The sequence below is a fragment of the Streptomyces sp. NBC_01669 genome (genome assembly GCF_026339735.1).
Classification (GTDB): domain Bacteria; phylum Actinomycetota; class Actinomycetes; order Streptomycetales; family Streptomycetaceae; genus Streptomyces; species Streptomyces yanii.
The window spans coordinates 3925966-3952181 of record NZ_JAPEQG010000001.1 but is presented as its reverse complement, the minus strand read 5'-3'; the positions used below and the strand labels follow the sequence as shown (position 1 = coordinate 3952181).

36 protein-coding genes are annotated in these 26216 nt (G+C 67.8%); 32 read left to right on the top strand and 4 right to left on the bottom strand.

The features are described from left to right. The first annotated feature begins 1 nt into the window (after window position 1). Window positions 2–1195: an elongation factor Tu gene (tuf, locus tag OG972_RS17465; RefSeq protein ID WP_266358734.1), complete on the top strand. Its 1194-nt coding sequence runs from the start codon at window positions 2–4 to the stop codon at window positions 1193–1195. A gap of 105 nt (window positions 1196–1300) precedes the next feature. Here the strand turns inward: tuf and OG972_RS17460 are convergent, their stop codons facing one another. The 4 genes from OG972_RS17460 to OG972_RS17445 form a co-directional block, all read right to left on the bottom strand. Beyond that, entirely contained in the window at window positions 1301–3280 is a 1980-nt protein-coding gene (locus OG972_RS17460) for a PIG-L family deacetylase (protein WP_266990541.1), read from the bottom strand. Between the two features lie 184 nt (window positions 3281–3464). Then, entirely contained in the window at window positions 3465–3923 is a 459-nt protein-coding gene (locus tag OG972_RS17455) for a GNAT family N-acetyltransferase (RefSeq protein WP_266982606.1), read from the bottom strand. Window positions 3924–4177: 254 nt separating this feature from the next. After that, on the bottom strand, window positions 4178–6997 hold the full coding sequence (locus OG972_RS17450) for a poly(A) polymerase (RefSeq protein ID WP_266982604.1): 2820 nt from the start codon (window positions 6995–6997) through the stop codon (window positions 4178–4180). Between the two features lie 2 nt (window positions 6998–6999). Further along, window positions 7000–8649: an RNA ligase family protein gene (locus OG972_RS17445; RefSeq protein WP_266982602.1), complete on the bottom strand. Its 1650-nt coding sequence runs from the start codon at window positions 8647–8649 to the stop codon at window positions 7000–7002. A gap of 537 nt (window positions 8650–9186) precedes the next feature. Between OG972_RS17445 and rpsJ the strand changes: the two genes are divergently transcribed. The 31 genes from rpsJ (at window position 9187) to rplQ (ending at window position 26196) form a co-directional block, all read left to right on the top strand. Further along, a complete protein-coding gene (rpsJ, locus tag OG972_RS17440) occupies window positions 9187–9495 on the top strand; it encodes a 30S ribosomal protein S10 (protein WP_003948644.1) in 309 nt (102 codons plus the stop codon). 13 nt (window positions 9496–9508) lie between these two features. Then, window positions 9509–10153 (top strand): 50S ribosomal protein L3, encoded by a 645-nt coding sequence (gene rplC, locus OG972_RS17435; RefSeq protein WP_030914132.1) that lies wholly within the window; start codon window positions 9509–9511, stop codon window positions 10151–10153. A gap of 4 nt (window positions 10154–10157) precedes the next feature. After that, entirely contained in the window at window positions 10158–10808 is a 651-nt protein-coding gene (gene rplD, locus OG972_RS17430; RefSeq protein WP_266982601.1) for a 50S ribosomal protein L4, read from the top strand. After that, window positions 10808–11131, top strand: a complete 324-nt coding sequence (rplW, locus tag OG972_RS17425; RefSeq protein ID WP_030914135.1) for a 50S ribosomal protein L23 — start codon at window positions 10808–10810, stop codon at window positions 11129–11131. The genes rplD and rplW overlap by 1 nt, the downstream gene beginning before the upstream one ends. 40 nt (window positions 11132–11171) lie before the next feature. Then, on the top strand, window positions 11172–12008 hold the full coding sequence (rplB, locus tag OG972_RS17420) for a 50S ribosomal protein L2 (protein WP_266982598.1): 837 nt from the start codon (window positions 11172–11174) through the stop codon (window positions 12006–12008). A gap of 12 nt (window positions 12009–12020) precedes the next feature. Then, window positions 12021–12302, top strand: a complete 282-nt coding sequence (rpsS, locus tag OG972_RS17415) for a 30S ribosomal protein S19 (RefSeq protein WP_003966956.1) — start codon at window positions 12021–12023, stop codon at window positions 12300–12302. Window positions 12303–12342: 40 nt separating this feature from the next. After that, a complete protein-coding gene (rplV, locus tag OG972_RS17410; RefSeq protein ID WP_004571827.1) occupies window positions 12343–12690 on the top strand; it encodes a 50S ribosomal protein L22 in 348 nt (115 codons plus the stop codon). Continuing rightward, a complete protein-coding gene (rpsC, locus tag OG972_RS17405; protein ID WP_030914139.1) occupies window positions 12690–13526 on the top strand; it encodes a 30S ribosomal protein S3 in 837 nt (278 codons plus the stop codon). The genes rplV and rpsC overlap by 1 nt, the downstream gene beginning before the upstream one ends. Before the next feature lie 5 nt (window positions 13527–13531). After that, complete coding sequence (gene rplP, locus OG972_RS17400) at window positions 13532–13951, top strand: 50S ribosomal protein L16 (RefSeq protein ID WP_014047785.1); 420 nt, start codon at window positions 13532–13534, stop codon at window positions 13949–13951. Beyond that, window positions 13951–14175 carry a 50S ribosomal protein L29 gene (gene rpmC / locus OG972_RS17395; RefSeq protein ID WP_015035581.1) on the top strand — a complete coding sequence of 75 codons (225 nt, stop codon included), beginning with the start codon at window positions 13951–13953 and terminating at the stop codon, window positions 14173–14175. The genes rplP and rpmC overlap by 1 nt, the downstream gene beginning before the upstream one ends. Next, window positions 14175–14459 (top strand): 30S ribosomal protein S17, encoded by a 285-nt coding sequence (gene rpsQ / locus OG972_RS17390; RefSeq protein ID WP_030977953.1) that lies wholly within the window; start codon window positions 14175–14177, stop codon window positions 14457–14459. Before rpmC ends, rpsQ begins: the two co-directional genes overlap by 1 nt. Window positions 14460–14565: 106 nt before the next feature. Further along, a complete protein-coding gene (rplN, locus tag OG972_RS17385) occupies window positions 14566–14934 on the top strand; it encodes a 50S ribosomal protein L14 (RefSeq protein WP_003966950.1) in 369 nt (122 codons plus the stop codon). 2 nt (window positions 14935–14936) lie between these two features. Beyond that, window positions 14937–15260 carry a 50S ribosomal protein L24 gene (rplX, locus tag OG972_RS17380; RefSeq protein WP_266982596.1) on the top strand — a complete coding sequence of 108 codons (324 nt, stop codon included), beginning with the start codon at window positions 14937–14939 and terminating at the stop codon, window positions 15258–15260. After that, a complete protein-coding gene (rplE, locus tag OG972_RS17375; protein WP_006126888.1) occupies window positions 15260–15817 on the top strand; it encodes a 50S ribosomal protein L5 in 558 nt (185 codons plus the stop codon). Before rplX ends, rplE begins: the two co-directional genes overlap by 1 nt. Before the next feature lie 2 nt (window positions 15818–15819). Continuing rightward, the gene (locus tag OG972_RS17370; RefSeq protein WP_003948630.1) at window positions 15820–16005 is read left to right on the top strand and encodes a type Z 30S ribosomal protein S14; all 186 of its coding nucleotides are present in this window, start codon (window positions 15820–15822) and stop codon (window positions 16003–16005) included. 224 nt (window positions 16006–16229) lie between these two features. Next, entirely contained in the window at window positions 16230–16628 is a 399-nt protein-coding gene (gene rpsH / locus OG972_RS17365) for a 30S ribosomal protein S8 (protein ID WP_030977958.1), read from the top strand. 21 nt (window positions 16629–16649) lie between these two features. Further along, entirely contained in the window at window positions 16650–17189 is a 540-nt protein-coding gene (rplF, locus tag OG972_RS17360; RefSeq protein ID WP_266982594.1) for a 50S ribosomal protein L6, read from the top strand. Window positions 17190–17191: 2 nt separating this feature from the next. Then, window positions 17192–17575, top strand: coding sequence for a 50S ribosomal protein L18 (gene rplR, locus OG972_RS17355; RefSeq protein WP_266982593.1), 384 nt, complete (start codon window positions 17192–17194; stop codon window positions 17573–17575). 47 nt (window positions 17576–17622) lie between these two features. Continuing rightward, complete coding sequence (gene rpsE, locus OG972_RS17350; protein WP_030977962.1) at window positions 17623–18228, top strand: 30S ribosomal protein S5; 606 nt, start codon at window positions 17623–17625, stop codon at window positions 18226–18228. Continuing rightward, window positions 18228–18410 carry a 50S ribosomal protein L30 gene (gene rpmD, locus OG972_RS17345; protein WP_266982592.1) on the top strand — a complete coding sequence of 61 codons (183 nt, stop codon included), beginning with the start codon at window positions 18228–18230 and terminating at the stop codon, window positions 18408–18410. The genes rpsE and rpmD overlap by 1 nt, the downstream gene beginning before the upstream one ends. Before the next feature lies 1 nt (window position 18411). Then, entirely contained in the window at window positions 18412–18867 is a 456-nt protein-coding gene (rplO, locus tag OG972_RS17340; RefSeq protein ID WP_018550610.1) for a 50S ribosomal protein L15, read from the top strand. 223 nt (window positions 18868–19090) lie between these two features. Then, window positions 19091–20410, top strand: coding sequence for a preprotein translocase subunit SecY (gene secY, locus OG972_RS17335; protein ID WP_037688019.1), 1320 nt, complete (start codon window positions 19091–19093; stop codon window positions 20408–20410). Further along, window positions 20410–21069, top strand: coding sequence for an adenylate kinase (locus tag OG972_RS17330; RefSeq protein ID WP_266982588.1), 660 nt, complete (start codon window positions 20410–20412; stop codon window positions 21067–21069). The genes secY and OG972_RS17330 overlap by 1 nt, the downstream gene beginning before the upstream one ends. A 122-nt stretch (window positions 21070–21191) precedes the next feature. Next, complete coding sequence (gene map / locus OG972_RS17325; RefSeq protein WP_266982586.1) at window positions 21192–22028, top strand: type I methionyl aminopeptidase; 837 nt, start codon at window positions 21192–21194, stop codon at window positions 22026–22028. Between the two features lie 181 nt (window positions 22029–22209). Next, entirely contained in the window at window positions 22210–22431 is a 222-nt protein-coding gene (gene infA / locus OG972_RS17320; protein WP_003956442.1) for a translation initiation factor IF-1, read from the top strand. Window positions 22432–22491: 60 nt separating this feature from the next. Next, the gene (rpmJ, locus tag OG972_RS17315; RefSeq protein WP_003956441.1) at window positions 22492–22605 is read left to right on the top strand and encodes a 50S ribosomal protein L36; all 114 of its coding nucleotides are present in this window, start codon (window positions 22492–22494) and stop codon (window positions 22603–22605) included. A 197-nt stretch (window positions 22606–22802) separates the two neighbouring features. Beyond that, a complete protein-coding gene (gene rpsM, locus OG972_RS17310; protein WP_014047799.1) occupies window positions 22803–23183 on the top strand; it encodes a 30S ribosomal protein S13 in 381 nt (126 codons plus the stop codon). Between the two features lie 105 nt (window positions 23184–23288). Further along, on the top strand, window positions 23289–23693 hold the full coding sequence (rpsK, locus tag OG972_RS17305; protein ID WP_006376016.1) for a 30S ribosomal protein S11: 405 nt from the start codon (window positions 23289–23291) through the stop codon (window positions 23691–23693). 29 nt (window positions 23694–23722) lie between these two features. Next, a complete protein-coding gene (rpsD, locus tag OG972_RS17300) occupies window positions 23723–24349 on the top strand; it encodes a 30S ribosomal protein S4 (protein WP_266982584.1) in 627 nt (208 codons plus the stop codon). Window positions 24350–24458: 109 nt separating this feature from the next. Further along, entirely contained in the window at window positions 24459–25481 is a 1023-nt protein-coding gene (locus OG972_RS17295) for a DNA-directed RNA polymerase subunit alpha (RefSeq protein WP_024755423.1), read from the top strand. A 214-nt stretch (window positions 25482–25695) separates the two neighbouring features. After that, window positions 25696–26196, top strand: a complete 501-nt coding sequence (gene rplQ, locus OG972_RS17290; protein ID WP_266982582.1) for a 50S ribosomal protein L17 — start codon at window positions 25696–25698, stop codon at window positions 26194–26196. Window positions 26197–26216: the final 20 nt, after the last annotated feature.

Genomic DNA, 26216 nt, shown 5'->3' with positions numbered 1-26216 from the left:
AGTGGCGAAGGCGAAGTTCGAGCGGACTAAGCCGCACGTCAACATCGGCACCATCGGTCACATTGACCACGGTAAGACGACCCTCACGGCCGCCATTACCAAGGTGCTGCACGACGCGTACCCGGACCTGAACGAGGCCTCGGCCTTCGACCAGATCGACAAGGCTCCTGAGGAGCGCCAGCGCGGTATCACGATCTCGATCGCGCACGTCGAGTACCAGACGGAGTCGCGTCACTACGCGCACGTCGACTGCCCGGGTCACGCGGACTACATCAAGAACATGATCACGGGTGCGGCGCAGATGGACGGCGCCATCCTCGTGGTCGCCGCCACCGACGGCCCGATGCCGCAGACCAAGGAGCACGTGCTCCTGGCCCGCCAGGTCGGCGTTCCGTACATCGTCGTCGCCCTGAACAAGGCCGACATGGTGGACGACGAGGAGATCCTGGAGCTCGTCGAGCTCGAGGTCCGTGAGCTCCTCTCCGAGTACGAGTTCCCGGGCGACGACCTGCCGGTCGTCAAGGTCTCGGCGCTCAAGGCTCTTGAGGGCGACAAGGAGTGGGGCCAGACCGTCCTCGACCTGATGAAGGCCGTCGACGAGTCGATCCCGCAGCCCGAGCGCGACGTCGACAAGCCGTTCCTGATGCCGATCGAGGACGTCTTCACGATCACCGGTCGTGGCACCGTCGTCACCGGTCGTATCGAGCGTGGTGTCCTGAAGGTCAACGAGACCGTCGACATCGTCGGTATCAAGCAGGAGAAGACCACCACCACGGTCACCGGCATCGAGATGTTCCGCAAGCTGCTCGACGAGGGCCAGGCCGGTGAGAACGTCGGTCTGCTCCTCCGTGGCATCAAGCGCGAGGACGTCGAGCGCGGCCAGGTCATCATCAAGCCCGGTTCGGTCACGCCGCACACCGAGTTCGAGGCCCAGGCCTACATCCTGTCGAAGGACGAGGGTGGCCGTCACACCCCGTTCTTCAACAACTACCGCCCGCAGTTCTACTTCCGTACCACGGACGTAACGGGCGTTGTGACCCTCCCCGAGGGCACCGAGATGGTCATGCCGGGCGACAACACCGTCATGAACGTCGTGCTGATCCAGCCGGTCGCCATGGAAGAGGGCCTGAAGTTCGCCATCCGTGAGGGTGGCCGGACCGTGGGCGCCGGCCAGGTCACCAAGATCGTCAAGTAATTACCTGACTGTCTGACCTGGTAGCTCCGCACAGAGCACCAAGAAGGGCCCCGGCCCGCCGCGCAAGCGGTGGACCGGGGCCCTTCGCCGTGTCCCGGTGCGGCGTCACGGGCGCCAGAACCAGGGGCGGGCGTCCGGCCCCAGCCCCACCACCACCGGGCGACCCACGCCTTCCGCGTACAGCGCGGGACCGTCGAGCGCCACCGCTCCCCGCGTGCGTACGGACAGCCCGGCGCCGGTACGGAGCTGGATCTGGCCCTTCTCGTTGCGGCCCAGCAGCACCTGGCCGAACGGCGAGCCGGCCACGGTCACCGGCCCGTACCCGTCGAAGTCGGTGCGTTCCTCCGCCGCCCCCGCGCGTACGACCGTCAGTGCGGCCCGCGCCGCCGCCCGGTACAGCAGCTCCACGGACCCGTCCGCGACGACCTGCGCGGCCGCCCCGTCGCCCGGCACCGGCGCCCCGTCGATCTGCGGATGGGCGGTCAGTTCGGCTCCGGGTGTCTCCTGCGTCCAGTGGTGCACCGTGTGATGCCCGGCGGCGAACACATGGACCAGGCCCTGTCCGTCCACCACGGCGCTCAGTCCGTCCTGGACCTCGCCGCCGCCCGTGTCCCGCCAGTCGCTCCACCGCCCGGACGGTTCCCGCACCCGCGTGCTCACGCCCTTGTCCGCGTTCCGTACGAAGAGATGGACCCGCCCGTCGGACGCCGTCACCGCCACCGGGACGCCGATCCTGCGGCCACGGTCCTCGTCCCGCTCCGGGTTGCCCAGCCCCCGCCAGGCGCGGAAGGCGCCGTCCGGGGAGCTCTGTTCGAGGAGCACGATCTCCCGCTCGTCGGCCGCCCCGTGTCCACCGAGCGCCGCGAAGCGCAGCCCGAACAGCAGCTGCCTGCCGTCCGCCGTCGTCGCCCCGCCGAGCACCGGTGCCAGCGGTCCGCCGCCGAGATCGTCGGGATCGTCCCAGACCCCGCTGCCGGGTGCGCTCTCGCGCCACCGCACCGCCCGCAGTCCGAGGACTCCGTACGCGGTGAGCCGCCCGTCCGCTCCGGCGGCGAGGGCGGGGCGGGGGCCCGGGTAGCGGTAATGGGTGGAGCGGACCCAGCCCTTGCGGTTGGTCAGCGGCCTGTCGCCGCCCACGTTGTAGTCCCCGCAGCCCGCCACGTTCCCGCACCGCCAGTCGGCCTCGCCCCCGTACGGGACGAGGTGCGCCGCCTTCTCCTTCAGCACGCGGTACGGCAGGTTCTTCGGCCAGTGCCGGTTGTAGTAGCCGCGGTACGCCGTGGTGACGAACCGCGGCACGGGCCCACCGCCGCCGGTGGCGCGGGCCACCCACCGGATCAACGCCGCCCAGGTGAACGAGGCGGTCGCGGTGTGGTCGGGGTGGTCGGAGTGGCCGGGCTGCTCGCTGTCCCGGCGGCGGACGGCCTCGGTGCTGTGCTGGATGTCCGGGTCCGGGTCCATGGTGTGGACGAGGGTCGGCCGGTAGTGGTCGAGGAGCCCGACGAGGACGTCGATCATCCTGTTGTACGTGTACCAGCCCACCCGCTTCAGTGGCGAGCCCTCGGCGACGACGGTGGGCAGGCCGAGCTCCCGGTCGTGCCAGAGGCTGGGCAGGCCCAGTCTGCCGCGGCCGGTGTGCATCGCCGTATTGAGGAAGATCAGCTCGACCCGACGTCCATGGTGCGTCAGGGTGTTGATCTCGGCCCGGAGCCCGTCAGCCGGCGCGATGACGGACTTCTGCCAGGCGGTGAACATCGGCAGCCCGAGCTGGATCGCGTACGACTGGCGCAGCCCCTGGTGCCGGGCGGAGGAGTATGCCGCCTTGTCGGCGGCGGGCCGTGGCGCGCCGGGAATCCGGTTGATGCCGACGGCCTCACCGGCGGTGAGATACACACAGACCACCGGGGTCCCGGCGTCCAGAGCCTGCTGGGTGTCCGGATTCATGAAGTACAGGTCGTCGTCCGGGTGGGCGAGGATCTGCATCAGCAGGGACTGCCGGGCGTCGCCGATCACCATTCCGGGTGCCGGATCCGCCATGGTGTCACTGCGCCGGGGAGCCGGTACGGAACAGGCGCCGACGCCCATCAGGGCGGCTGCGGCGGCGGCCGCCACGACGCTGCGCCGTCGCACCCCGGCACCGCCCCGTCCCAGGCCGAATCGATCCCTCACGCTCCGTGCTCCGTCCGTTCACCCCGTCGAAGCGGCCGGTCAGTGCCGCTTCCCGCGGCAGATTAGACGGGGATCGGAGCGGTCGCGTTGCTTGTCGCGGCTACACGCCGGACCGGCGCACCATAAAGACATCGATCGGGTCCTCGCGCTCCAGGGTGAACCCGTGGCGTTCGTACAGCTGACGGGCGGTGCTGCCCTGGAGGACGTCCAGGCGGACGTCCACGCCTGCGGCGTCGGCGCGTTCCAGCAGGCCGCGCAGGACGGCGGTGCCGATCCCACGGCCCTGGAGGGCGGGGGAGAGGTAGAAGTTCTCCAGCCACCAGCCGCTCTCGACCGGGCGCAGGGTGACGCAGCCGGCGAACATGCCGTCGGCGACCACGACGGAGGTGTGCTCCGGCGCGAAGATGTCCCGCAGCCGCTGCCGCACGCGATGCTCGTCATAGCGGCCCAGGCGCTCCAGGTCGGGGCGCATGACAACGGCCCGGAGCTCCGCCATCTGCTCGACGTCGGCGGGGTCCGCGGGGCGCAGGGCCCAGCCCCGGTTTGTAAGCGTAGACATGGCCGGATTCTCTCAGGGCCGTTCGCGGCCGCCGTGAGGGCGCTGCACGCCCGGGGCACCGCGCCCGGCTCCCCACCGGTGACGTTGGCGATGTTCACCCCTGCGGGTGATGCGGCACGTTGGGCGGGAGGGGTGGGGTCCGGTGGGGTTCCTTCTTCTCTCCCGTTACGTGGAAAAGGCCGCCCGTACCGCCGGGCGCACGGGTGGCCGCGTTCCGGCACACCGTCTTGCGTGGGACGGACCGGTCGGCCCGGTCAGCGCAGGGTCGGCACGTCCCCGCCGGCGACGCGCGTGAGCGTGACCCCGGTGAGTCCCCGCAGTCGGCGCTCCGCGACCCCTTCGACCAGTGCGCTGTCCGGAGGGACCGGACCGAGGCCGATCGCGTAGCGGACCGGGTCCATGCCGAAGGGGCGGGGCCAGGCGTGGGACTCGGGGGCCATGTCCGACAGGTCGCCGAGCAGGGCGCGCATCCGGCCGCGCACCCGGCCCTCGTCCGGTCCCGGGCGTACGGCCACGACAGCCCAGGCCGCGTGGCGGCGGTGCAGCGGCGGCGGCGACAGCAGCAGCCCGGAGGATCCCGTCTCCAGCAGCTCCCAGGCGCGGAACAGCTCCTGGGTGAGCAGGTCGCGCATGCCCGGCGTGACCTGGTCGGTGCAGGAGCGTACGGGCTCCGACGGAGTCGTGATCGTGACCGGCGGTTCCGGTGCCTGCGGCACCGCCGTACCCACCGGCACGCGCCAGTCCCAGGCCGCCCAGGTCGCGAAGAAGTGCCGCAGCAGCCCGTCGGGCGACAGGTCATCCGCCCCGCGGACCGTACGGGCCGCCAGGACGGCCCATGCCAGGCCGGGAAGTCCGCCGAACGGCGCCGAGTCCAGGCCGCGTGCCTTCGCCCACGCCTTGACCTCCCGGGCCAGTCGCGCGAAAGTCTCCTGCCGGTCGCCCGCCAGGGTGAGCACCGCCTCCGCGTCGCTCACCGCGCTGAGCGCGACCGCCGCCGCCTCGCCCAACTCCGCTCGGCGCTCGATCGCATCCGCCGGGTCCATCGGACCGGTGGGGACCACGACCAGGTCCACGCGCAGGCCGTCGACGTCCGCCCGCAGGCCGGGGACCCGCGCTCCGGCCACCTCCCGGACGTCCGCCGCGTGCGGCAGCGCCGCCGCCAACCGGGCCTGTACAACGGTCAGTTCGGCATCGCCCGGCAGCGCCGCCACCAGATCCAGATCTGCGCCGGGCAGGGCGCAGCCCATGCGCCGGGAGCCGGCGACGTGAACGACCCCGCCGGTCAGCGCCTCGCGGACGCGGCGTACGACACCGGTGGCGTCCGCGACCGGTCGGGCGCCGCCCGAGGCCGGGCCGGGGTTCCCGTGTCCGGGGTTTCCGTGTCCGGGCGTGAGGGGCTCGTCCGTCGGCTGTGCGTCCGGTACCCAACGCACCTCGCCCGTTCCCAGCGCCACTGTCGCCCGTACCCGCATCGGCTCGTCGCCGCGCCGCGACAGCAGCGCCAGCTCCCCGACCCGGACCGGCATCGGATCGAGCCGCCAACCGCACTCGGCGGCCAGGGCGTGCGGGTCCCTGGTCCGGCCCAGGCTGAGGTGCGGGGTGAATCCCCCGTGGTGGCCGCGGCAGGTGGGGAACCGCCGTACGAGCTCCTCCCACAGGCCGGCCCACGGTTCCCCGCCCCCGGCCGCCGGGTCCAGCCACACCGTGGCCCCCTCGCGGTGCCCGAACCACTGCACACCCGCCAGCAGCGCGTCGAAGGGCGCACACCCGGCGGCAGCGGCGGCGAGCAGCGGCGCGGCCTGTTCGAAGGCGTACTCGGGGACGAAGCCGAAGAGCAGATTGACGTGCGGCGGCCAGCGGCGGATCTGCGGGTCGTGGTCCCGCCGGATCGCCTGCAGCGGCGGCCAGAGCTCCTGCGGCGGAATCCATGCCAGTGCCGTACGGGGCGTGGGCTTCATGTCCAGGGCCTCGGCGCTCTCCGCGTCCACAGGGGCCAGTTCGGTCAGCACGCCGTAGTGGTCGGAGATGTACAGACCCTCGGCCGTGGGGACGTCGCCACGGAGTTCGGCGCGCCGCACCCGCAGTCCCTCCGCGCGCAGCAGTACCCGGTCCAGCCGGGACGCCCGCCCGGTCAGCGAGGCGACGGAGGCCAGCGGATTGACGCGCGGGTCGAACGTCGGTGTCGCGTCATCCGGGCCGTGGACCTCGCTCCACGCGTCGCGCATTCCGAGCGTCGTGCCCGGCGCGTCGGTGCCGTCGTTGAAGTCGCCCATGAGGACGAGGTCACCGTCCAGGGATGCCAGCCCCTCGGCGATCCGGGCCAGTTCGGCGTTGCGCCGCTGTGTGCCGTTCTCCGAGTGGTCGCTGCTCAGGTGGGTCGTGGCTACCGTGACCGGCCCGGCGCCGGTCTCCGCGACGAGGGCCGCCACCGCCTTGTGCGGGCCGAGCTCGTGGTGGCCGGCCTCCCGCACGGGCAGCCTGCACAGCAGCAGCAGACCGCACGCGTCGACGTCCCGCGCCGCCGTCCCCAGGGTGTACGCCTCACGCACCCACGGCTCCCGCAGCAGCAGGGTGAGCAGCTGCGGCTCGGCCTCCTGGAGCGCGATGACGTCGGCGTCGGCCTCGCAAAGCGCGGCGATCAGCAGCGGTCTGCGCGTGGCCGTGTCGATGCGGTCGGCGTCGTAGCGGTCCCACAGGGTGTTCCAGGTCAGTACGCGCAGCCGTCCCGCGGGTCCGGCGCCCCGGGGCGTCCGTGCAGGGACCCAGTCGGCGCCGTCCCAGGCGTACGGCGTGCGGGCGGTGAAGAACGGCGCCCGCAGCCTGCGTGCCTCCCGCACCCGCCCGGCGTCCGTGTCGTCGATCCGGTCGACGCCCGTGGTCCGGTCCCATACGACCTCGCCGTCGGCCTCGAAGAACAGCACCCGGTGCCAGGGGATGTCGCCGCCCGGCACGAACATGGGCAGCGGGACCCGCTCGGGCGGAGCCCCGCGCTGGTTGACGCCGACGACGAAGCGGGCGGGGTCGAAGCGCGCGTCCCAGCGCACCCGGTGGTAGATCTCCTCGCTGGTGCGCACGGCTATGCCTCCTCCTCGATCGTCCCGCTCGCCCCGATGTACCAGGTGCGGTGCGCCTGGCCCGGGTACGGCGGGGCGAAGCGGTGCAGCTGGGCGGCGAGAACGCCGGGCGGCACCGGGTGCTCGCGTCCCGCGTTGCGCCGGGTCAGCTCGTCCTCGTCGACGAGCATCACGGCGTGGGTGACGAGTGCGTCCCGGCGCCGGGCGACGGTGCGCACCAGGGAACGCTGCTGCTGATTGAGTGAGGTCGCGTCCCACACCACGGTCCCGCCGGCGGCCAGCGCGGCGTCCAGCCGGTCGAGTCCGGTGCGCAGGACATCCGCGTTGGCCCTCTGGTCGGCGCGGGAGCCGCGGGCCGCGCGCAGCTCGTCGAGGCAGATGCGGGTGTCCACCCCGGCCAGCTCCCGTGCGAACGTGCTCTTGCCGCTGCCTGACGGGCCGACCATCTGAATCAGCTTCGGTAAGGCGCCCGACCGCCACCGCCAGGTGGCCGCGACCGCTTCCCCGGCCGTGCGGATCCGTCCGAGCGCGTACGCCTCGCGTGCCTCGGCCAGGCAACGGACCGAGGTGTCGGTGTCCAGCCCGGCGAACTGCTCACGCAGCCCGGCGAGCGGCCCGGCGTCCTGCGCGTGCAGCGCGGACCACTCCACCTGATCGCGCGCCTCGTCGTCCCGGGCGGTCGCGCGTGCGACGGCGTGGAGGACGCCCAGGTCGGCGGCGTACGACAGCCGCACCAGACCGGCGTGCCGTTCCTCGTCCGGGTAGGGCCGGTGCAGGGCCGGATGCAGCCCGACGAGGTCGGCGACGCGCCTGGCAAGTGGCATGCCCAGCGCCGGGGCGAGTTTCGGCGCGAGCCACGACCGCCGGCTGCCGTGCAGCAGCGCAGCCAGTACGCCGGAGAGACGGACGTCCCCCGACTGCCCGACGGCCAGCCGACCGAGGGCATCCGCGTCCCCGCCGGGCACATCCAGCGCGGCGGCCAGAGCCTGCGCGTCGGTGCCGGCGCCCGCCCGCACCGCCCACAGCGGCGCGTGCGGGCCCAGACCGTTCTCGACGACGGCCGCGTGCATCCAGTGCGTACCGGTGCGTACATGGTGGGGCCTGACCCACTTCGCGACCCGCCGCGCGAAGTCGTCGTCGGCGAATCCTTCGACGGTCCGGACGACGTACCCCTCCTGGCGGTCCCGGTCGACGCTGAGCGCCCGCAGCGCCCGCTCGTCGAACGTGCCCCGCCACAGCACCCTGGGCACGGGGATGCCGAGTGCGCGCAGACAGCTCACCGTCTCGTCCCAGTCGAGGCAGCGCCCGTCCGCCTCCCACACGGAGAAGCCGTAGAAGTCGCTGTCCAGGTCCTCGTACGCGATCGAGTGCCGGGCGTACATGTTCTCGCCGCACACCCGCCGGCCCGCGGGGACAGCGTGCCCGATCCGCCCCTGCAGGGCCTTGACCCAGGTCCTGGACGGATGAGGCGCCGAATCCGGCGAACGGGCGTGCAGGCCGTCGGCGTACAGAGTGGTGTTCTCGCCGTCGAGCTTCTCGGTGGCGACGACCTCGCGGCCACGGAACCCGCACAGGCCGGTCACCCGTACATCGTCCGTGGTCGCCCCTGGGGACCACGGCAGATGCGGTGTCCGTGGATAGTGCGTACGCATGACGGTCGAGGCCCCCGTGTCGATGACGTGGTCAGCGTAGGAGGGTGGGGGAGCGGCGTTCCAGCGGATATTCCTCCTGCTGTTCTCCCGGCGCCCTGCCGCCGCGTCGCAGGGCGTTGGTTGAGCCGCGGTTTGACACGCAACACCCGCGGGGTAATCTCTTCGGCCGGATTGGCCAGGCTCCCGCCGCGTATGGCACACTGACCAGGTTGCTCGGTTGAGTGTCAATGCTGCGCGCCTCCCGCCGGGAGGACCGGAAGCGAGTCCCACAGTACTCGTCGGCCCCATGAGGGCCGGACGTACGGGAATCTTTCGGGAAGCGTAAGTGGGGCGCCGGCCAGGCACCCGGTGGGTGTTCCACCCCCGACGCTCTTGATTGAGCACAGCGCGGTCCACGGCCCGCACCCCCTTGGTTGGGAAATCCTTCGGGAGATCTGCGTAGAGGGGATGCGACACGCCCGACCGCGTGGGTCGGAGGAGGAGTTACCAGAACCCCCGGGTTCCAGAGCGTTACGAGAGACAGGACTACTAGTAGCCATGGCGGGACAGAAGATCCGCATCCGGCTCAAGGCCTACGACCACGAGGTCATCGACTCCTCGGCGAAGAAGATCGTCGAGACGGTGACCCGCACTGGTGCGTCGGTCGCGGGCCCGGTGCCGCTGCCCACTGAGAAGAACGTGTACTGCGTCATCAAGTCGCCGCACAAGTACAAGGACTCGCGCGAGCACTTCGAGATGCGCACGCACAAGCGCCTCATCGACATCCTCGACCCCACGCCGAAGACGGTTGACTCGCTGATGCGTCTCGACCTGCCGGCCGGCGTCGACATCGAGATCAAGCTCTGAGGTGACGCGCGAGATGGCTAAGAACATTAAGGGCGTCCTGGGCGAGAAGCTCGGCATGACCCAGGTCTGGGACGAGAACAACCGGGTCGTCCCGGTGACCGTCGTCAAGGCCGGGCCCTGCGTCGTCACCCAGGTCCGCACCAACGACAGCGACGGCTACGAGTCGGTCCAGATCGCCTTCGGCGAGATCGACCCGCGCAAGGTGAACAAGCCCCTCAAGGGCCACTTCGCCAAGGCCGACGTGACCCCGCGCCGCCACCTGGTGGAGCTCCGCACCCCTGACGCCAGCGAGTACACGCTGGGCCAGGAGGTCACTGCCGCAGTGTTCGAGTCCGGCGTCAAGGTTGACGTCACGGGCAAGAGCAAGGGCAAGGGCTTCGCCGGTGTGATGAAGCGTCACAACTTCAAGGGTGGCAAGGCGTCCCACGGTGCCCACCGTGTGCACCGTATGCCCGGCTCCATCGGTGGCTGTGCCACCCCCGGCCGTGTCTTCAAGGGCATGCGCATGGCGGGTCGCATGGGCAACGAGCGTGTCACCACCCAGAACCTGACCATCCACGCGGTTGACGCGGAGAAGGGTCTGCTCCTCATCAAGGGCGCAGTCCCCGGTCCGAACGGCGGCCTCGTCCTGGTCCGTACCGCGGCCAAGGGGGCTTGAGGTAATGAGCACCATTGACATCCTTTCGCCGGCAGGCGACAAGGCCGGTACCGTCGAACTCCCCGCGGAGATCTTCGACGCGAAGACCAGCGTTCCGCTGATCCACCAGGTCGTTGTCGCTCAGCTGGCTGCTGCCCGCCAGGGCACGCACAAGACCAAGCGTCGCGGCGAAGTCCGTGGTGGTGGCCGCAAGCCGTACCGCCAGAAGGGCACCGGCCGCGCCCGCCAGGGTTCGACCCGCGCACCGCAGTTCGTCGGCGGTGGCGTCGTCCACGGTCCGCAGCCGCGTGACTACTCGCAGCGCACCCCGAAGAAGATGAAGGCCGCCGCCCTGCGCGGTGCCCTCTCCGACCGGGCACGCCACTCCCGTATCCACGTCGTCACCGGCGTGGTCGACGGTGCAGTCTCCACGAAGGCCGCCAAGACGCTGTTCGGCAAGATCTCGGAGCGCAAGAACCTGCTCCTGGTCGTCGAGCGCGCCGACGAGGCCGCGTGGCTGTCCGCCCGCAACCTGCCCCAGGTGCACATCCTGGAGCCGGGCCAGCTCAACACGTACGACGTGATCGTCTCCGACGACGTGGTCTTCACTCAGGCCGCCCTCGAGTCCTTCGTGTCTGGCCCCAAGGCCGATGAGACCGAAGGGAGCGACGCCTGATGAGCGAGGCGACCGTAACCAGCAAGACCTTCACGGACCCGCGCGACGTTCTCGTCAAGCCGGTCGTTTCCGAGAAGAGCTACGCGCTGCTCGACGAGAACAAGTACACGTTCATCGTCGCGCCCGGCTCCAACAAGACCCAGATCAAGCAGGCCGTGGAAGCGGTCTTCTCGGTCAAGGTCACCGGGGTCAACACGATCAACCGGCAGGGTAAGCGCAAGCGCACCAAGACCGGTTTCGGCAAGCGCGCCGACACGAAGCGCGCCATCGTGACCCTCGCCGAGGGCGACCGTATCGACATCTTCGGCGGTCCGACCGCCTAAGGGCGGTCTGGATCGTCCGAAATCGGACGAGGACTGAGAAATGGGTATCCGCAAGTACAAGCCGACGACCCCGGGCCGTCGTGGCTCCAGCGTCGCCGACTTTGTCGAGATCACGCGGTCCACGCCGGAGAAGTCGCTGGTCCGCCCCCTGCACAGCAAGGGCGGCCGTAACAACGCCGGTCGTGTGACCGTTCGCCACCAGGGCGGTGGCCACAAGCGCGCCTACCGAGTGATCGACTTCCGTCGTCACGACAAGGACGGCGTGCCGGCCAAGGTCGCGCACATCGAGTACGACCCGAACCGCACCGCGCGCATCGCGCTCCTGCACTACGCGGACGGCGAGAAGCGCTACATCATCGCGCCGCGTGGACTGACGCAGGGCGACCGGGTCGAGAACGGCCCGACGGCCGACATCAAGCCCGGTAACAACCTGGCGCTGCGCAACATCCCGGTCGGTACGACCATCCACGCCATCGAGCTGCGGCCCGGCGGCGGCGCGAAGTTCGCCCGTTCCGCGGGTGCCTCCGTGCAGCTGCTGGCGAAGGAGGGCACCATGGCCCACCTTCGTATGCCGTCGGGTGAGATCCGCCTGGTCGACGCCCGCTGCCGCGCCACGATCGGCGAGGTCGGCAACGCCGAGCAGTCGAACATCAACTGGGGCAAGGCCGGCCGCATGCGCTGGAAGGGCGTTCGCCCGACCGTCCGCGGTGTCGCGATGAACCCGGTTGACCACCCGCACGGTGGTGGTGAGGGCAAGACCTCCGGTGGTCGCCACCCGGTCTCGCCGTGGGGTCAGAAGGAGGGTCGTACTCGCTCGCCGAAGAAGGCATCGAGCAAGTACATCGTCCGCCGCCGCAAGACGAACAAGAAGCGCTAGGAGCGGGTTTAGATGCCGCGCAGTCTCAAGAAGGGGCCCTTCGTCGACGGCCACCTCATCAAGAAGGTGGACGTACAGAACGAGGCAGGCACCAAGAACGTCATCAAGACCTGGTCCCGTCGCTCGATGATCGTCCCGGCCATGCTGGGTCACACCATCGCGGTGCACAACGGCAAGATCCACGTCCCGGTGTTCGTCACCGAGTCGATGGTCGGCCACAAGCTCGGCGAGTTCTCGCCGACTCGCACCTTCCGCGGCCACGTCAAGGACGACCGGAAGTCGAAGCGCCGCTAACGCGGGGTGACTGACTATGACTTACACCGAAGGGACAACCATGGAAGCCAGGGCCCAGGCGCGGTACATCCGCGTCACGCCCATGAAGGCCCGCCGCGTGGTGGACCTCATCCGTGGCATGGATGCCACGGAGGCTCAGGCGGTCCTGCGTTTCGCCCCGCAGGCCGCGAGCGTGCCGGTTGGCAAGGTGCTGGACAGCGCCATTGCCAACGCTGCACACAACTACGACCACACCGACGCCTCTTCGCTGGTCATCAGCGAGGCGTACGTGGACGAGGGCCCGACCCTGAAGCGGTTCCGTCCGCGTGCTCAGGGCCGTGCCTACCGGATCCGTAAGCGGACCAGCCACATCACCGTGGTCGTCAGCAGCAAGGAAGGAACCCGGTAATGGGCCAGAAGGTAAACCCGCACGGGTTCCGGCTCGGCATTACCACGGACTTCAAGTCCCGTTGGTACGCCGACAAGCTGTACAAGGACTACGTCAAGGAAGACGTCGCCATTCGTCGCATGATGACGAAGGGCATGGAGCGGGCCGGCATCTCGAAGGTTGAGATCGAGCGCACCCGCGACCGCGTCCGCGTTGACATCCACACCGCCCGCCCGGGCATCGTCATCGGTCGCCGTGGCGCCGAGGCCGACCGCATCCGTGGCGAGCTGGAGAAGCTGACCGGCAAGCAGGTCCAGCTGAACATCCTCGAGGTCAAGAACCCCGAGGTGGACGCTCAGCTGGTGGCCCAGGCCGTCGCCGAGCAGCTCTCCTCCCGCGTCTCCTTCCGTCGTGCGATGCGCAAGAGCATGCAGAGCTCGATGAAGGCCGGCGCCAAGGGCATCAAGATCCAGTGCGGTGGCCGCCTCGGCGGCGCCGAGATGTCCCGCTCGGAGTTCTACCGCGAGGGCCGTGTGCCCCTGCACACGCTCCGTGCGAACGTCGACTACGGCTTCTTCGAGGCCAAGACGACCTTCGGCCGCATCGGTGTGAAGGTCTGGATCTACAAGGGCGACGTCAAGAACATCGCCGAGGTCCGCGCCGAGAACGCTGCTGCCCGCGCTGGCAACCGCCCGGCCCGTGGCGGCGCTGACCGCCCGGCCGGCCGCGGTGGCCGCGGTGGCGAGCGTGGCGGTCGCGGTCGCAAGCCGCAGCAGTCCGCGCCGGCAGCCGAGGCCCCCAAGGCCGAGGCTCCCGCCGCCGCTGCTCCGGCTGAGAGCACCGGAACGGAGGCCTGACCGAAATGCTGATCCCCCGTAGGGTCAAGCACCGCAAGCAGCACCACCCGAAGCGCAGCGGTATGTCCAAGGGTGGCACGCAGGTTGCGTTCGGCGAGTACGGCATCCAGGCGCTGACCCCGGCGTACGTGACGAACCGCCAGATCGAGGCAGCTCGTATCGCGATGACCCGCCACATCAAGCGTGGCGGCAAGGTCTGGATCAACATCTACCCGGACCGCCCCCTGACGAAGAAGCCTGCCGAGACCCGCATGGGTTCCGGTAAGGGTTCTCCCGAGTGGTGGATCGCGAACGTCAAGCCCGGTCGGGTGATGTTCGAGCTGTCCTACCCGAACGAGAAGATTGCTCGTGAGGCGCTCACCCGCGCTGCTCACAAGCTTCCGATGAAGTGCCGGATCGTTCGGCGCGAGGCAGGTGAGTCGTGATGTCGGCCGGTACCAAGGCGTCCGAGCTGCGCGAGCTGGGCAACGAGGAGCTCCTCAACAAGCTCCGCGAGGCCAAGGAAGAGCTGTTCAACCTCCGCTTCCAGGCGGCGACCGGGCAGCTCGAGAACCACGGTCGGCTCAAGTCCGTCCGTAAGGACATCGCCCGGATCTACACCCTGATGCGCGAGCGCGAGCTGGGCATCGAGACGGTGGAGAGCGCCTGATGAGCGAGAAGACTGTGACTGAGACGAACACCGACCGCGGTTTCCGCAAGACCCGTGAGGGTCTCGTCGTCAGCGACAAGATGGACAAGACTGTCGTCGTCGCTGTCGAGGACCGCGTGAAGCACGCCCTGTACGGCAAGGTCATCCGCCGTACGAACAAGCTGAAGGCTCACGACGAGCAGAACGCTGCGGGCGTCGGCGACCGTGTCCTCCTCATGGAGACCCGGCCGCTGTCTGCGACGAAGCGCTGGCGCGTCGTCGAGATCCTCGAGAAGGCCAAGTAATTCCTGAGGGGCATTCCCCTCAGGCAAGTTCCGCCAGGCTCGGTGGGGTTCGACCCGTTCAGGGTTCGAACCCCGCCGGGAACCGGCAGACGATCAGGAGATAGACGTGATCCAGCAGGAGTCGCGACTTCGCGTCGCCGACAACACGGGTGCGAAGGAAATCCTCACCATCCGTGTTCTCGGTGGTTCGGGTCGCCGCTACGCGGGCATCGGTGACGTCATCGTCGCCACCGTCAAGGACGCGATCCCCGGTGGCAACGTGAAGAAGGGTGACGTCGTCAAGGCCGTCATCGTTCGCACCGTCAAGGAGCGTCGTCGTCAGGATGGCTCGTACATCCGCTTCGACGAGAACGCAGCCGTCATTCTGAAGAACGACGGCGACCCCCGCGGCACCCGTATCTTCGGCCCGGTGGGCCGTGAGCTGCGCGAGAAGAAGTTCATGAAGATCATCTCGCTCGCGCCGGAGGTGCTGTAAGCATGAAGATCAAGAAGGGCGACCTGGTTCAGGTCATCACCGGTAAGGACAAGGGCAAGCAGGGCAAGGTCATCGTGGCCTATCCCGTGCAGAACCGTGTCCTCGTCGAGGGTGTCAACCGGGTCAAGAAGCACACGAAGGCCGGTCAGACGGCTCGCGGCTCGCAGACCGGTGGCATTGTCACCACCGAGGCCCCGATTCACGTCAGCAACGTTCAGCTGATCGTGGAGAAGGACGGCAAGAAGGTCGTCACCCGCGTCGGCTACCGCTTTGACGACGAGGGCAAGAAGATCCGCGTTGCCAAGCGGACCGGTGAGGACATCTGATGACTGCCACCACTGCGCCGCGTCTGAAGACGCGCTACCGCGAGGAAATCGCCGGCAAGCTGCGTGAGGAGTTCTCGTACGAGAACGTCATGCAGGTTCCCGGTCTGGTCAAGATCGTGGTCAACATGGGTGTGGGCGACGCCGCCCGCGACTCCAAGCTGATCGATGGCGCCGTGCGCGACCTCACCACGATCACCGGCCAGAAGCCGGCCGTCACGAAGGCCCGCAAGTCCATCGCGCAGTTCAAGCTGCGCGAGGGTCAGCCGATCGGCTGCCACGTCACCCTCCGTGGTGACCGGATGTGGGAGTTCCTGGACCGTACGCTGTCGCTCGCGCTGCCGCGTATCCGTGACTTCCGTGGCCTGTCGCCGAAGCAGTTCGACGGCCGTGGCAACTACACCTTCGGTCTCACGGAGCAGGTCATGTTCCACGAGATCGACCAGGACAAGATCGACCGGGTCCGGGGCATGGACATCACCGTGGTCACCACGGCGACCAATGACGACGAGGGTCGTGCCCTCCTTCGTCACCTCGGCTTCCCGTTCAAGGAGAACTGACCGTGGCGAAGAAGGCTCTGATCGCTAAGGCCGCCCGTAAGCCGAAGTTCGGCGTGCGCGGGTACACCCGCTGCCAGCGCTGCGGCCGGCCCCACTCCGTCTACCGCAAGTTCGGCCTGTGCCGCGTGTGCCTTCGTGAGATGGCTCACCGTGGCGAGCTGCCGGGCGTGACCAAGAGTTCCTGGTAAATCTCCTTCGCCCACTGGGCGTTGGGAATACCCGGAAGCTCTCGGTAAGTATCTGGTCGGCAGGAGCCCGGCTCTTCATGCCGTAGGCTTGAAGGGTTGGGCGCCTGCCGCCCTAGACCGACTTACTACGCCGTAGGTCCCCGCACCGCACCCGTCCCGCCACTGAGTGGGGAGAGGGATGGCGCATACAGGAAACCCCGGCGAGAGAGGCCGAAGGCCAATTCATGACCATGACTGATCCCATCGCAGACATGCTCACGCGTCTGCGTAACGCGAACTCGGCGTACCACGACGACGTCGTGATGCCGCACAGCAAGATCAAGTCGCACATCGCGGAGATCCTCCAGCAGGAGGGCTTCATCACGGGCTGGAAGGTCGAGGACGCCGAGGTCGGCAAGAACCTCGTCCTCGAGCTGAAGTTCGGCCCGAACCGCGAGCGCTCGATCGCCGGCATCAAGCGAATCTCGAAGCCGGGTCTGCGTGTATACGCAAAGTCCACCAACCTGCCGAAGGTCCTCGGCGGCCTGGGCGTGGCGATCATCTCCACGTCCCACGGTCTCCTGACCGGCCAGCAGGCTCAGAAGAAGGGCGTAGGTGGGGAAGTCCTCGCCTACGTCTGGTAGTCGGGAACGGAGGAATAGCTCATGTCGCGAATCGGCAAGCTCCCCATCCAGGTTCCCGCCGGTGTGGACGTCACCATCGATGGCCGCACGGTCGCGGTGAAGGGCCCCAAGGGAACCCTCTCGCACACCGTTGCATCGCCGATCGAGGTCACCAAGGGTGAGGACGGCGTCCTGAACGTCGTCCGCCCGAACGACGAGCGTCAGAACAAGGCCCTTCACGGCCTGTCCCGCACGCTGGTGGCGAACATGATCACCGGTGTGACCCAGGGATACATCAAGGCGCTCGAGATCAGTGGTGTCGGTTACCGCGTCCAGGCGAAGGGCTCCAACCTGGAGTTCGCCCTGGGCTACAGCCACCCGATCCTGATCGAGGCCCCGGAGGGCATCACCTTCAAGGTGGAGTCCCCCACGAAGTTCTCCGTCGAGGGCATCGACAAGCAGAAGGTCGGCGAGACCGCGGCCAAGATCCGCAAGCTGCGGAAGCCTGACCCGTACAAGGCCAAGGGCGTCAAGTACGCCGGCGAGGTCATCCGCCGCAAGGTCGGAAAGGCGGGTAAGTAGCCATGGCATACGGTGTAAAGATCGCCAAGGGCGACGCGTACAAGCGTGCAGCCCTCAAGCGTCGTCACATTCGTGTCCGCAAGCACATCTCCGGTTCGCCGGAGCGTCCGCGCTTGGTCGTGACGCGTTCCAACCGCCACATGGTCGCTCAGGTCATCGACGACATCGCGGGCCACACGCTCGCGTCGGCGTCGACCCTGGACGTGTCCATCCGTGGTGGCGAGGGTGACAAGAGCGCCCTGGCCAAGCAGGTCGGGGCCCTGGTCGCCGAGCGTGCCAAGGCCGCAGGCGTCGAGGCCGTCGTGTTTGACCGCGGTGGTAACCAGTACGCCGGGCGGATTGCCGCTCTGGCTGACGCCGCCCGTGAAGCCGGGCTGAAGTTCTAAGCCCCGGTTCCTACGCACAGCGGACGTAACAGAGAGAGGTAAATCCAATGGCTGGACCCCAGCGCCGCGGAAGCGGTGCCGGTGGCGGCGAGCGGCGGGACCGGAAGGGCCGTGACGGCGGCGCAGCTGCCGCCGAGAAGACCGCGTACGTTGAGCGCGTTGTCGCGATCAACCGCGTCGCCAAGGTTGTGAAGGGTGGTCGTCGCTTCAGCTTCACCGCGCTGGTCGTGGTGGGCGATGGTGACGGCACCGTCGGTGTCGGTTACGGCAAGGCCAAGGAAGTTCCCGCGGCCATTGCCAAGGGCGTGGAAGAAGCCAAGAAGAACTTCTTCAAGGTTCCGCGTATCCAGGGCACCATCCCTCACCCGATCACGGGTGAGCGGGCCGCGGGTGTCGTGCTGCTGAAGCCGGCTTCCCCCGGTACCGGTGTTATCGCCGGTGGCCCGGTGCGCGCCGTTCTGGAGTGCGCCGGCGTTCACGACATCCTGTCGAAGTCGCTTGGCTCGTCCAACGCGATCAACATCGTGCATGCGACCGTGGCGGCCCTCAAGGGCCTGCAGCGTCCCGAGGAGATCGCGGCTCGCCGTGGTCTGCCCCTCGAGGACGTCGCCCCCGCGGCTCTGCTTCGTGCACGTGCGGGAGCGGGTGCGTAATGGCTCGCCTCAAGATCACGCAGACGAAGTCGTACATCGGCAGCAAGCAGAACCACCGCGACACCCTTCGTTCGCTCGGGCTCAAGCGCCTGCACGACGTGGTTGTCAAGGAGGACCGTCCCGAGTTCCGCGGCATGGCTCACACCGTCCGCCACCTTGTGACGGTTGAGGAGGTCGACTGACATGGCGGAGAACAAGCCGCTGAAGGCCCACGACCTCCGGCCTGCCCCGGGCGCCAAGACCGCCAAGACCCGTGTGGGTCGTGGTGAGGCGTCCAAGGGTAAGACCGCTGGTCGTGGTACCAAGGGCACGAAGGCCCGCTACCAGGTTCCGGAGCGCTTCGAGGGTGGCCAGATGCCCCTCCACATGCGTCTCCCGAAGCTCAAGGGCTTCAAGAACCCGTTCCGCACCGAGTACCAGGTCGTGAACCTGGACAAGCTCGCGACGCTCTACCCCGAGGGTGGAGAGGTCACCGTGGCCGACCTGGTCGCCAAGGGTGCGGTGCGCAACAACCACCTCGTCAAGGTCCTCGGACAGGGCGAGATCTCCGTGGCGCTGCAGGTTTCGGTTGACGCCGTCTCCGGCTCCGCCAAGGAGAAGATCGCCGCCGCCGGCGGCACCGTCACTGAGCTCGTCTGAGACAACTCGGACAACTCGATGGCTTGAACATCCGACCGGGGATGCCTCTTATTTGGGGCATCCCCGGTTGGTCGTTCCTAGGGGGGCATGGTCGCCGGTAAGGTGGCGTGCACTGTTGCTGTGGTAACCCCTGGGCGCATGCCCGGGAATCTTTGACTCTTTCGTATTCGTCGATCCTCAAGACCGTCACCTCTCGCTCTGCGCGGGGGTCGCAGGAGGCACCGTGCTCACCGCGTTCGCCCGGGCGTTCAAGACGCCCGACCTGCGCAAGAAGCTGCTCTTCACGCTCGGCATCATCGTGCTCTACCGGCTCGGGGCGCACATCCCGGTACCGGGAGTGAGCTACGAGAACGTCCAGACCTGTGTTGACCAGGCAAGTAAGGGCAATAACAGCCTCTTCGGCCTGGTGAACATGTTCAGCGGTGGTGCACTGCTGCAGATCACGATCTTCGCGCTCGGCATCATGCCGTACATCACGGCCAGCATCATCCTTCAGCTGCTGACCGTGGTCATTCCCCGACTCGAGGCGCTCAAGAAGGAGGGGCAGTCCGGCCAGGCCAAGATCACGCAGTACACGCGTTATCTGACCGTCGCACTCGCCATCCTCCAGGGCACCGGCCTGGTGGCCACCGCCACCAGCGGCGCGCTGTTCAGCGGCTGCCCGGTCGCCGACCAGATCGTGCCGAACCACTCGATCTTCACGACCATCGTCATGGTGATCACCATGACCGCGGGCACCGCTGCCGTCATGTGGCTCGGTGAGCTCATCACCGACCGCGGCATCGGTAACGGCATGTCGATCCTGATGTTCATCTCGATCGCCGCCAGCTTCCCCGGCGCCCTGTGGGCCATCAAGCAGAGCGGCAAGCTGGCGGACGGCTGGATCGAGTTCGGCACCGTCATCCTGGTCGGCTTCGTCATGGTGGGCCTCGTGGTCTTCGTCGAGCAGGCCCAGCGCCGTATCCCGGTGCAGTACGCGAAGCGCATGATCGGCCGCAGGTCGTACGGCGGTACGTCCACGTACATCCCGCTGAAGGTGAATCAGGCGGGTGTGATTCCCGTCATCTTCGCTTCTTCGCTGCTCTACATTCCGGCCCTGGTCGTCCAGTTCTCCAACTCCACTGCGGGCTGGGCCACATGGATCAAGGACCACTTCGTCAAGGGTGACCACCCGTACTACATCGCGGCGTACTTCCTGTTGATCGTCTTCTTCGCCTTCTTCTATGTGGCGATTTCGTTCAACCCCGAGGAAGTCGCCGACAACATGAAGAAGTATGGTGGCTTCATCCCGGGTATCCGGGCTGGTCGACCTACTGCCGAGTACCTGAGCTACGTGCTGAACAGGATTACTTGGCCGGGCTCGCTGTACCTGGGTCTGATCGCTCTGGTGCCGACGATGGCGTTGGCAGGCTTCGGTGGCGCTAACCAGAACTTCCCGTTCGGCGGGACGAGCATCCTCATCATCGTGGGTGTGGGTCTGGAGACCGTGAAGCAGATTGAGAGTCAGCTCCAGCAGCGCAATTACGAAGGGTTCCTCCGCTGATGCGAATCGTCCTCGTCGGACCGCCCGGTGCCGGCAAGGGAACGCAGGCTGCGTACCTTGCCAAGAACCTGTCGATTCCGCACATCTCCACGGGCGATCTCTTCCGCGCCAACATCAGCCAGGGCACTGACCTTGGCAAGCAGGCCCGCGCCTACATGGACGCGGGGCAGCTGGTGCCGGACGAGGTCACCATTGCGATGGCCAAGGACCGCATGTCCCAGCCGGACGCCGTGAACGGCTTCCTGCTCGACGGCTTCCCGCGCAACGTGGGCCAGGCCGAGGCGCTCGACGAGATGCTCAAGAGCGAGGGCGTGATGCTGGACGCGGTTCTCGACCTGGAGGTCCCCGAGGACGAGGTCGTCAAGCGCATCGCGGGACGGCGCATCTGCCGCAACGACAGCGCGCACGTCTTCCACGTGACGTACAACCCGCCGAAGACCGAAGGCGTCTGCGACACCTGCGACGGCGAGCTGTACCAGCGCGACGACGACACCGAGGAAACGGTCCGGACCCGGCTCGAGGTCTACCACACCCAGACCGAGCCGATCATCGACTACTACCGGGCCCAGGGCCTGGTAGTCACGATCTCGGCGCTCGGCAAGGTCGAGGACGTGACCAAGCGGTCGATGGAAGCCCTCAAGAAGGACCGCGAGGACTGAGGAAAACCCCGTAATACCTGTACAGACGGCCGCGGCGTCCTTGGGCGCCGCGGCCGACTGTTTGCGCCGTATCGTGGAGTACGCCGCACCCGATCCCCTTCGATGCAGAGAGGCGCCGCGCAATGGTGCAGATCAAGACCCCCGAGCAGATCGCGAAGATGCGTGAGGCGGGGCTGGTGGTCGCTGCCATTCACGCGGCCACCCGCGAGGCGGCGGTGCCCGGCGCCACCACCCATGACCTGGACCAGGTCGCGCGCAAGGTGATCGCCGATCACGGTGCGAAGTCGAACTTCCTCGGGTACGGCGGGTTCCCCGCGACCATCTGCACCTCGGTCAACGAGGTCGTCGTGCACGGAATCCCGGACGAGAAGACCGTCCTCAAGGACGGCGACATCATCTCCATCGACGCCGGCGCGATCGTGGACGGCTGGCACGGCGACGCGGCGTACACGGCGTTCGTCGGGACCGGTCACGCTCCGGAGCTCATCGAGCTGTCCCGGGTGACCGAGGAGTCCATGTGGGCCGGGATCGCCGCGATGAAGGTGAACCACCGCCTCGTCGACATCTCGAAGGCGATCGAGTCCTTCATCCGCCGACAGCCGCGTCCGGCCACCGGCAAGTACGGGATCATCGAGGACTACGGCGGCCACGGCATCGGCACCGAGATGCACATGGACCCGCACCTGCTGAACTACGTCGCGCGAAAGCGCGGCAAGGGCATCAAGCTGGTTCCCGGCGTCTGCCTGGCCATCGAGCCGATGGTCTCGCTCGGTACGCCGCAGACCGAGGTGCTCGAGGACAACTGGACGGTCATCACGACCGACGGCACCTGGTCCTCCCACTGGGAGCACTCGATCGCCCTGACCGAGCAGGGCCCCCTGGTCCTGACGGCCCCCGACTGCGGACGCGCGAAGCTGGCGGAGTACGGGATCCAGGCCGCGCCGGACCCGCTGGGCTGAGGGGCCCCACCGGCTGAGAACGCCCCCCCGGGCAGGTCTAAGGATCTACTCCGATGGGCAAACTTGACGGATTCGTCTTTTGGGGTCCGCTGACGTAGACTGACTCGTCGGCTCTCGTGCATCCGTGTGTCCACATACGGGGCGGAGGGTCGATCAAGGTAGCCGATTCGAAAGGCGAAGCGTGGCCAAGAAGCAAGGTGCCATCGAAATTGAGGGCACCGTGATCGAGTCCCTCCCGAACGCCATGTTCAAGGTGGAGCTCCAGAACGGTCACAAGGTCCTCGCGCACATCTCCGGCAAGATGCGGATGCACTACATCCGAATCCTCCCGGACGACCGGGTCGTGGTGGAGCTCTCTCCGTACGACCTGACGCGTGGCCGGATCGTCTACCGATACAAGTAGATCTTGCCCACGCCCTGCTTCGGCGGGGTGGTGGCACTGACCCGGAGAACCTGACATCCCATGAAGGTCAAGCCGAGCGTCAAGAAGATCTGCGACAAGTGCAAGGTGATCCGCCGTCACGGTCGGGTCATGGTCATCTGCGACAACCTGCGCCACAAGCAGCGCCAGGGCTGACGCACGACCCCCTGCATCTCGCAGTACTTCGCGCGACGCACGTAATACGTACATACGCAGAGCCCGTCCAAGCTTCGGCTGACGACACCTCCGGCGGGGGCCGGGGACCCGGACGTACCACCTCTCCTTCCATGGAGCGGTCGGCGGCCGGGAGTGGCACTGCGGAAGACCCCCGAAATAACAACTGGAGCCATTGAATGGCACGCGTTTCAGGTGTTGACATCCCGCGCGAAAAGCGCGTGGAGGTTGCCCTCACCTACGTCTTCGGTATCGGGCGCACCCGGTCCAAGGAGATCCTCGCCACCACCGGCGTGAACCCGAACACCCGCGTTCGTGACCTGGCCGAAGAGGACCTGGTCAAGATCCGCGAGTACGTGGACGCCAACCTCCGCACCGAGGGTGACCTTCGCCGCGAGATCCAGGGCGACATCCGCCGCAAGATCGAGATCGGCTGCTACCAGGGCATCCGCCACCGTCGTGGTCTGCCGGTCCACGGCCAGCGCACCAGCACGAACGCCCGTACCCGCAAGGGCCCGCGTCGCGCGATCGCCGGTAAGAAGAAGCCGGGCAAGAAGTAGTCCTCAGCGGACGCACTGCGGCAGTCCGGATCCCCGGGCCGTTGCAGCATCCAGCGGTCTTCGCTGTAGGACCGATCACCTCCCCTCTCCATCTGGAGTAAAGACATGCCCCCCAAGGGACGTCAGGGCGCAGCCAAGAAGGTGCGTCGCAAGGAAAAGAAGAACGTTGCTCACGGCCACGCGCACATCAAGAGCACGTTCAACAACACGATCGTCTCGATCACGGACCCCGCGGGCAACGTGATCTCCTGGGCCTCTGCCGGCCACGTCGGCTTCAAGGGCTCGCGCAAGTCCACCCCCTTCGCCGCGCAGATGGCCGCCGAGTCGGCCGCCCGCCGCGCGCAGGAGCACGGCATGCGCAAGGTTGACGTTTTCGTCAAGGGTCCGGGCTCCGGCCGCGAGACCGCGATCCGCTCCCTCCAGGCCACTGGCCTCGAGGTCGGTTCGATCCAGGACGTCACCCCCACTCCGCACAACGGATGCCGGCCGCCCAAGCGCCGTCGCGTCTGACGCACTGAAGCAACGGAGACAACTGGAAAATGGCGCGATACACCGGGGCCGACTGCAAGCGTTGCCGTCGGGAGAAGCAGAAGCTGTTCCTTAAGGGCAGCAAGTGCGAGAGCGCGAAGTGCCCGATCGAGATCCGTCCTTACCCCCCGGGTGAGCACGGACGCGGGCGCACCAAGGACAGCGAGTACCTTCTTCAGCTTCGTGAGAAGCAGAAGTGCTCGCGGATCTACGGTGTCCTTGAGAAGCAGTTCGTGAACTACTACAAGGAAGCGAACCAGAAGACCGGCAAGACCGGTGAGAACCTTCTGCGCATCCTTGAGACCCGCCTCGACAACGTGGTCTACCGGGCCGGCTTTGCCAAGTCCCGCGACCACGCCCGTCAGCTGGTGCGTCACGGACACATCGCCGTCAACGGCACGAAGACCGACATTCCGTCGGCCCGCGTCGCCGCGAACGACGTCATCGAGGTCCGCCAGAAGTCCAAGGCCCTGACCCCCTTCCAGGTGGCCCAGGCCGAGGCCGGCGAGCGCACCGTCCCGGCATGGCTCGAAGCCGTGCCGTCGACGCTGCGGATCCTCGTGCACTCCCTGCCCGAGCGCCAGGTGATCGACACCCAGGTGCAGGAGCAGCTGATCGTCGAGCTCTACTCCAAGTAGGAGAGCTCGCGGGTCCGGGCGGTACGGCTCTTTCGGGTCGTGCCGCCCGTACCCTTGTCAGTATCTGGGGGCGTCAAATAGTGGGCGCCCACGACTGAAGGACCACAGCATGCTTATCGCTCAGCGTCCGTCGCTGACCGAAGAGGTCGTCGACGAGTTCCGCTCCCGGTTCGTGATCGAGCCGCTGGAGCCGGGCTTCGGCTACACCCTCGGTAACTCTCTCCGCCGCACGCTCCTCTCCTCGATCCCCGGCGCTGCTGTCACCAGCATCCGGATCGACGGTGTCCTGCACGAGTTCACCACCGTGCCGGGCGTCAAGGAGGACGTCACCGACCTCATCCTCAACATCAAGCAGCTGGTCGTCTCCTCGGAGCACGACGAGCCGGTCGTGATGTACCTGCGCAAGCAGGGTCCCGGCCTGGTCACCGCTGCTGACATCGCCCCGCCGGCCGGTGTCGAGGTCCACAACCCGGACCTGGTCCTCGCCACGCTGAACGGCAAGGGCAAGCTGGAGATGGAGCTGACCGTCGAGCGCGGTCGCGGCTACGTCTCCGCCGTCCAGAACAAGCAGGCGGGCCAGGAGATCGGCCGTATCCCGGTCGACTCCATCTACTCGCCGGTGCTCAAGGTCACGTACAAGGTCGAGGCGACCCGTGTCGAGCAGCGCACCGACTTCGACAAGCTGATCGTCGACGTCGAGACCAAGCAGGCCATGCGTCCCCGTGACGCCATGGCGTCGGCCGGTAAGACCCTGGTCGAGCTGTTCGGTCTGGCCCGCGAGCTCAACATCGACGCCGAGGGCATCGACATGGGCCCGTCGCCGACGGACGCCGCCCTCGCTGCCGATCTGGCGCTGCCGATCGAGGAGCTGGAGCTCACGGTCCGCTCGTACAACTGCCTCAAGCGTGAGGGCATCCACTCCGTGGGTGAGCTCGTGGCGCGCTCCGAGGCCGACCTGCTCGACATCCGCAACTTCGGTGCGAAGTCGATCGACGAGGTCAAGGCGAAGCTGGCCGGTATGGGCCTGGCGCTCAAGGACAGCCCGCCCGGATTCGACCCGACCGCTGCCGCCGACGCCTTCGGCGCCGACGACGACGCGGACGCGGGCTTCGTCGAGACCGAGCAGTACTAGTACGCCTCCGGCCGGGGCGCCCGGGTTTCCGGGGCGCCCCGGACCGGGTGAGGACTTGGTCCTCAATCGCCGGACGGGCTCGATTTCGGCCGATGACTGATCTCATCGGCCGGGATGGTGTCCGGATGGCCCATGGACTTCCGTGAGGCGGCCGCTTCACGGGAACTGACACCGGTACCTGATACGGCCGGTGCAGCACACAAGGAGAAACACCATGCCGCGTCCCGCAAAGGGTGCCCGTCTGGGCGGCAGCGCCGCGCACGAGCGTCTGCTTCTCGCGAACCTCGCGAAGTCGCTGTTCGAGCACGGCCGCATCACGACGACCGAGGCCAAGGCCCGCCGCCTGCGTCCGGTCGCCGAGCGTCTGATCACCAAGGCGAAGAAGGGCGACATCCACAACCGTCGCCTCGTTCTGCAGACGATCACGGACAAGAGCATCGTGCACACGCTCTTCACCGAGATCGCCCCGCGCTACGAGAACCGCCCCGGTGGTTACACGCGCATCACCAAGATCGGCAACCGTCGTGGCGACAACGCCCCGATGGCCGTCATCGAGCTGGTCGAGGCGCTGACCGTGGCGCAGCAGGCCACCGGTGAGGCCGAGGCCGCGACGAAGCGTGCGGTCAAGGAGGACTCCCTCAAGAAGGACGAGTCCGCCGAGGTCGTCGAGGACGCCAAGCCGGCCGAGGCCGACGCGGAGTCCAAGGACGCCTGAGCGTTCTGAGACCACTGGAC

Bases quoted from the DNA above. Each gene is read 5' to 3' on its own strand.
- OG972_RS17460 (WP_266990541.1), bottom strand. From the start codon at position 3,280: ATGGGCGTCGGCGCCTGTTCCGTACCGGCTCCCCGGCGCAGTGACACC.
- OG972_RS17455 (WP_266982606.1), bottom strand. From the start codon at position 3,923: ATGTCTACGCTTACAAACCGGGGCTGGGCCCTGCGCCCCGCGGACCCC.
- OG972_RS17445 (WP_266982602.1), bottom strand. From the start codon at position 8,649: ATGCGTACGCACTATCCACGGACACCGCATCTGCCGTGGTCCCCAGGG.
- rpsJ (WP_003948644.1), top strand. From the start codon at position 9,187: ATGGCGGGACAGAAGATCCGCATCCGGCTCAAGGCCTACGACCACGAG.
- rplC (WP_030914132.1), top strand. From the start codon at position 9,509: ATGGCTAAGAACATTAAGGGCGTCCTGGGCGAGAAGCTCGGCATGACC.
- rplD (WP_266982601.1), top strand. From the start codon at position 10,158: ATGAGCACCATTGACATCCTTTCGCCGGCAGGCGACAAGGCCGGTACC.
- rplW (WP_030914135.1), top strand. From the start codon at position 10,808: ATGAGCGAGGCGACCGTAACCAGCAAGACCTTCACGGACCCGCGCGAC.
- rplB (WP_266982598.1), top strand. From the start codon at position 11,172: ATGGGTATCCGCAAGTACAAGCCGACGACCCCGGGCCGTCGTGGCTCC.
- rpsS (WP_003966956.1), top strand. From the start codon at position 12,021: ATGCCGCGCAGTCTCAAGAAGGGGCCCTTCGTCGACGGCCACCTCATC.
- rplV (WP_004571827.1), top strand. From the start codon at position 12,343: ATGGAAGCCAGGGCCCAGGCGCGGTACATCCGCGTCACGCCCATGAAG.
- rpsC (WP_030914139.1), top strand. From the start codon at position 12,690: ATGGGCCAGAAGGTAAACCCGCACGGGTTCCGGCTCGGCATTACCACG.
- rplP (WP_014047785.1), top strand. From the start codon at position 13,532: ATGCTGATCCCCCGTAGGGTCAAGCACCGCAAGCAGCACCACCCGAAG.
- rpmC (WP_015035581.1), top strand. From the start codon at position 13,951: ATGTCGGCCGGTACCAAGGCGTCCGAGCTGCGCGAGCTGGGCAACGAG.
- rpsQ (WP_030977953.1), top strand. From the start codon at position 14,175: ATGAGCGAGAAGACTGTGACTGAGACGAACACCGACCGCGGTTTCCGC.
- rplX (WP_266982596.1), top strand. From the start codon at position 14,937: ATGAAGATCAAGAAGGGCGACCTGGTTCAGGTCATCACCGGTAAGGAC.
- rplE (WP_006126888.1), top strand. From the start codon at position 15,260: ATGACTGCCACCACTGCGCCGCGTCTGAAGACGCGCTACCGCGAGGAA.
- rpsH (WP_030977958.1), top strand. From the start codon at position 16,230: ATGACCATGACTGATCCCATCGCAGACATGCTCACGCGTCTGCGTAAC.
- rplF (WP_266982594.1), top strand. From the start codon at position 16,650: ATGTCGCGAATCGGCAAGCTCCCCATCCAGGTTCCCGCCGGTGTGGAC.
- rplR (WP_266982593.1), top strand. From the start codon at position 17,192: ATGGCATACGGTGTAAAGATCGCCAAGGGCGACGCGTACAAGCGTGCA.
- rpsE (WP_030977962.1), top strand. From the start codon at position 17,623: ATGGCTGGACCCCAGCGCCGCGGAAGCGGTGCCGGTGGCGGCGAGCGG.
- rpmD (WP_266982592.1), top strand. From the start codon at position 18,228: ATGGCTCGCCTCAAGATCACGCAGACGAAGTCGTACATCGGCAGCAAG.
- rplO (WP_018550610.1), top strand. From the start codon at position 18,412: ATGGCGGAGAACAAGCCGCTGAAGGCCCACGACCTCCGGCCTGCCCCG.
- OG972_RS17330 (WP_266982588.1), top strand. From the start codon at position 20,410: ATGCGAATCGTCCTCGTCGGACCGCCCGGTGCCGGCAAGGGAACGCAG.
- map (WP_266982586.1), top strand. From the start codon at position 21,192: ATGGTGCAGATCAAGACCCCCGAGCAGATCGCGAAGATGCGTGAGGCG.
- rpmJ (WP_003956441.1), top strand. From the start codon at position 22,492: ATGAAGGTCAAGCCGAGCGTCAAGAAGATCTGCGACAAGTGCAAGGTG.
- rpsM (WP_014047799.1), top strand. From the start codon at position 22,803: ATGGCACGCGTTTCAGGTGTTGACATCCCGCGCGAAAAGCGCGTGGAG.
- rpsK (WP_006376016.1), top strand. From the start codon at position 23,289: ATGCCCCCCAAGGGACGTCAGGGCGCAGCCAAGAAGGTGCGTCGCAAG.
- rpsD (WP_266982584.1), top strand. From the start codon at position 23,723: ATGGCGCGATACACCGGGGCCGACTGCAAGCGTTGCCGTCGGGAGAAG.
- OG972_RS17295 (WP_024755423.1), top strand. From the start codon at position 24,459: ATGCTTATCGCTCAGCGTCCGTCGCTGACCGAAGAGGTCGTCGACGAG.
- rplQ (WP_266982582.1), top strand. From the start codon at position 25,696: ATGCCGCGTCCCGCAAAGGGTGCCCGTCTGGGCGGCAGCGCCGCGCAC.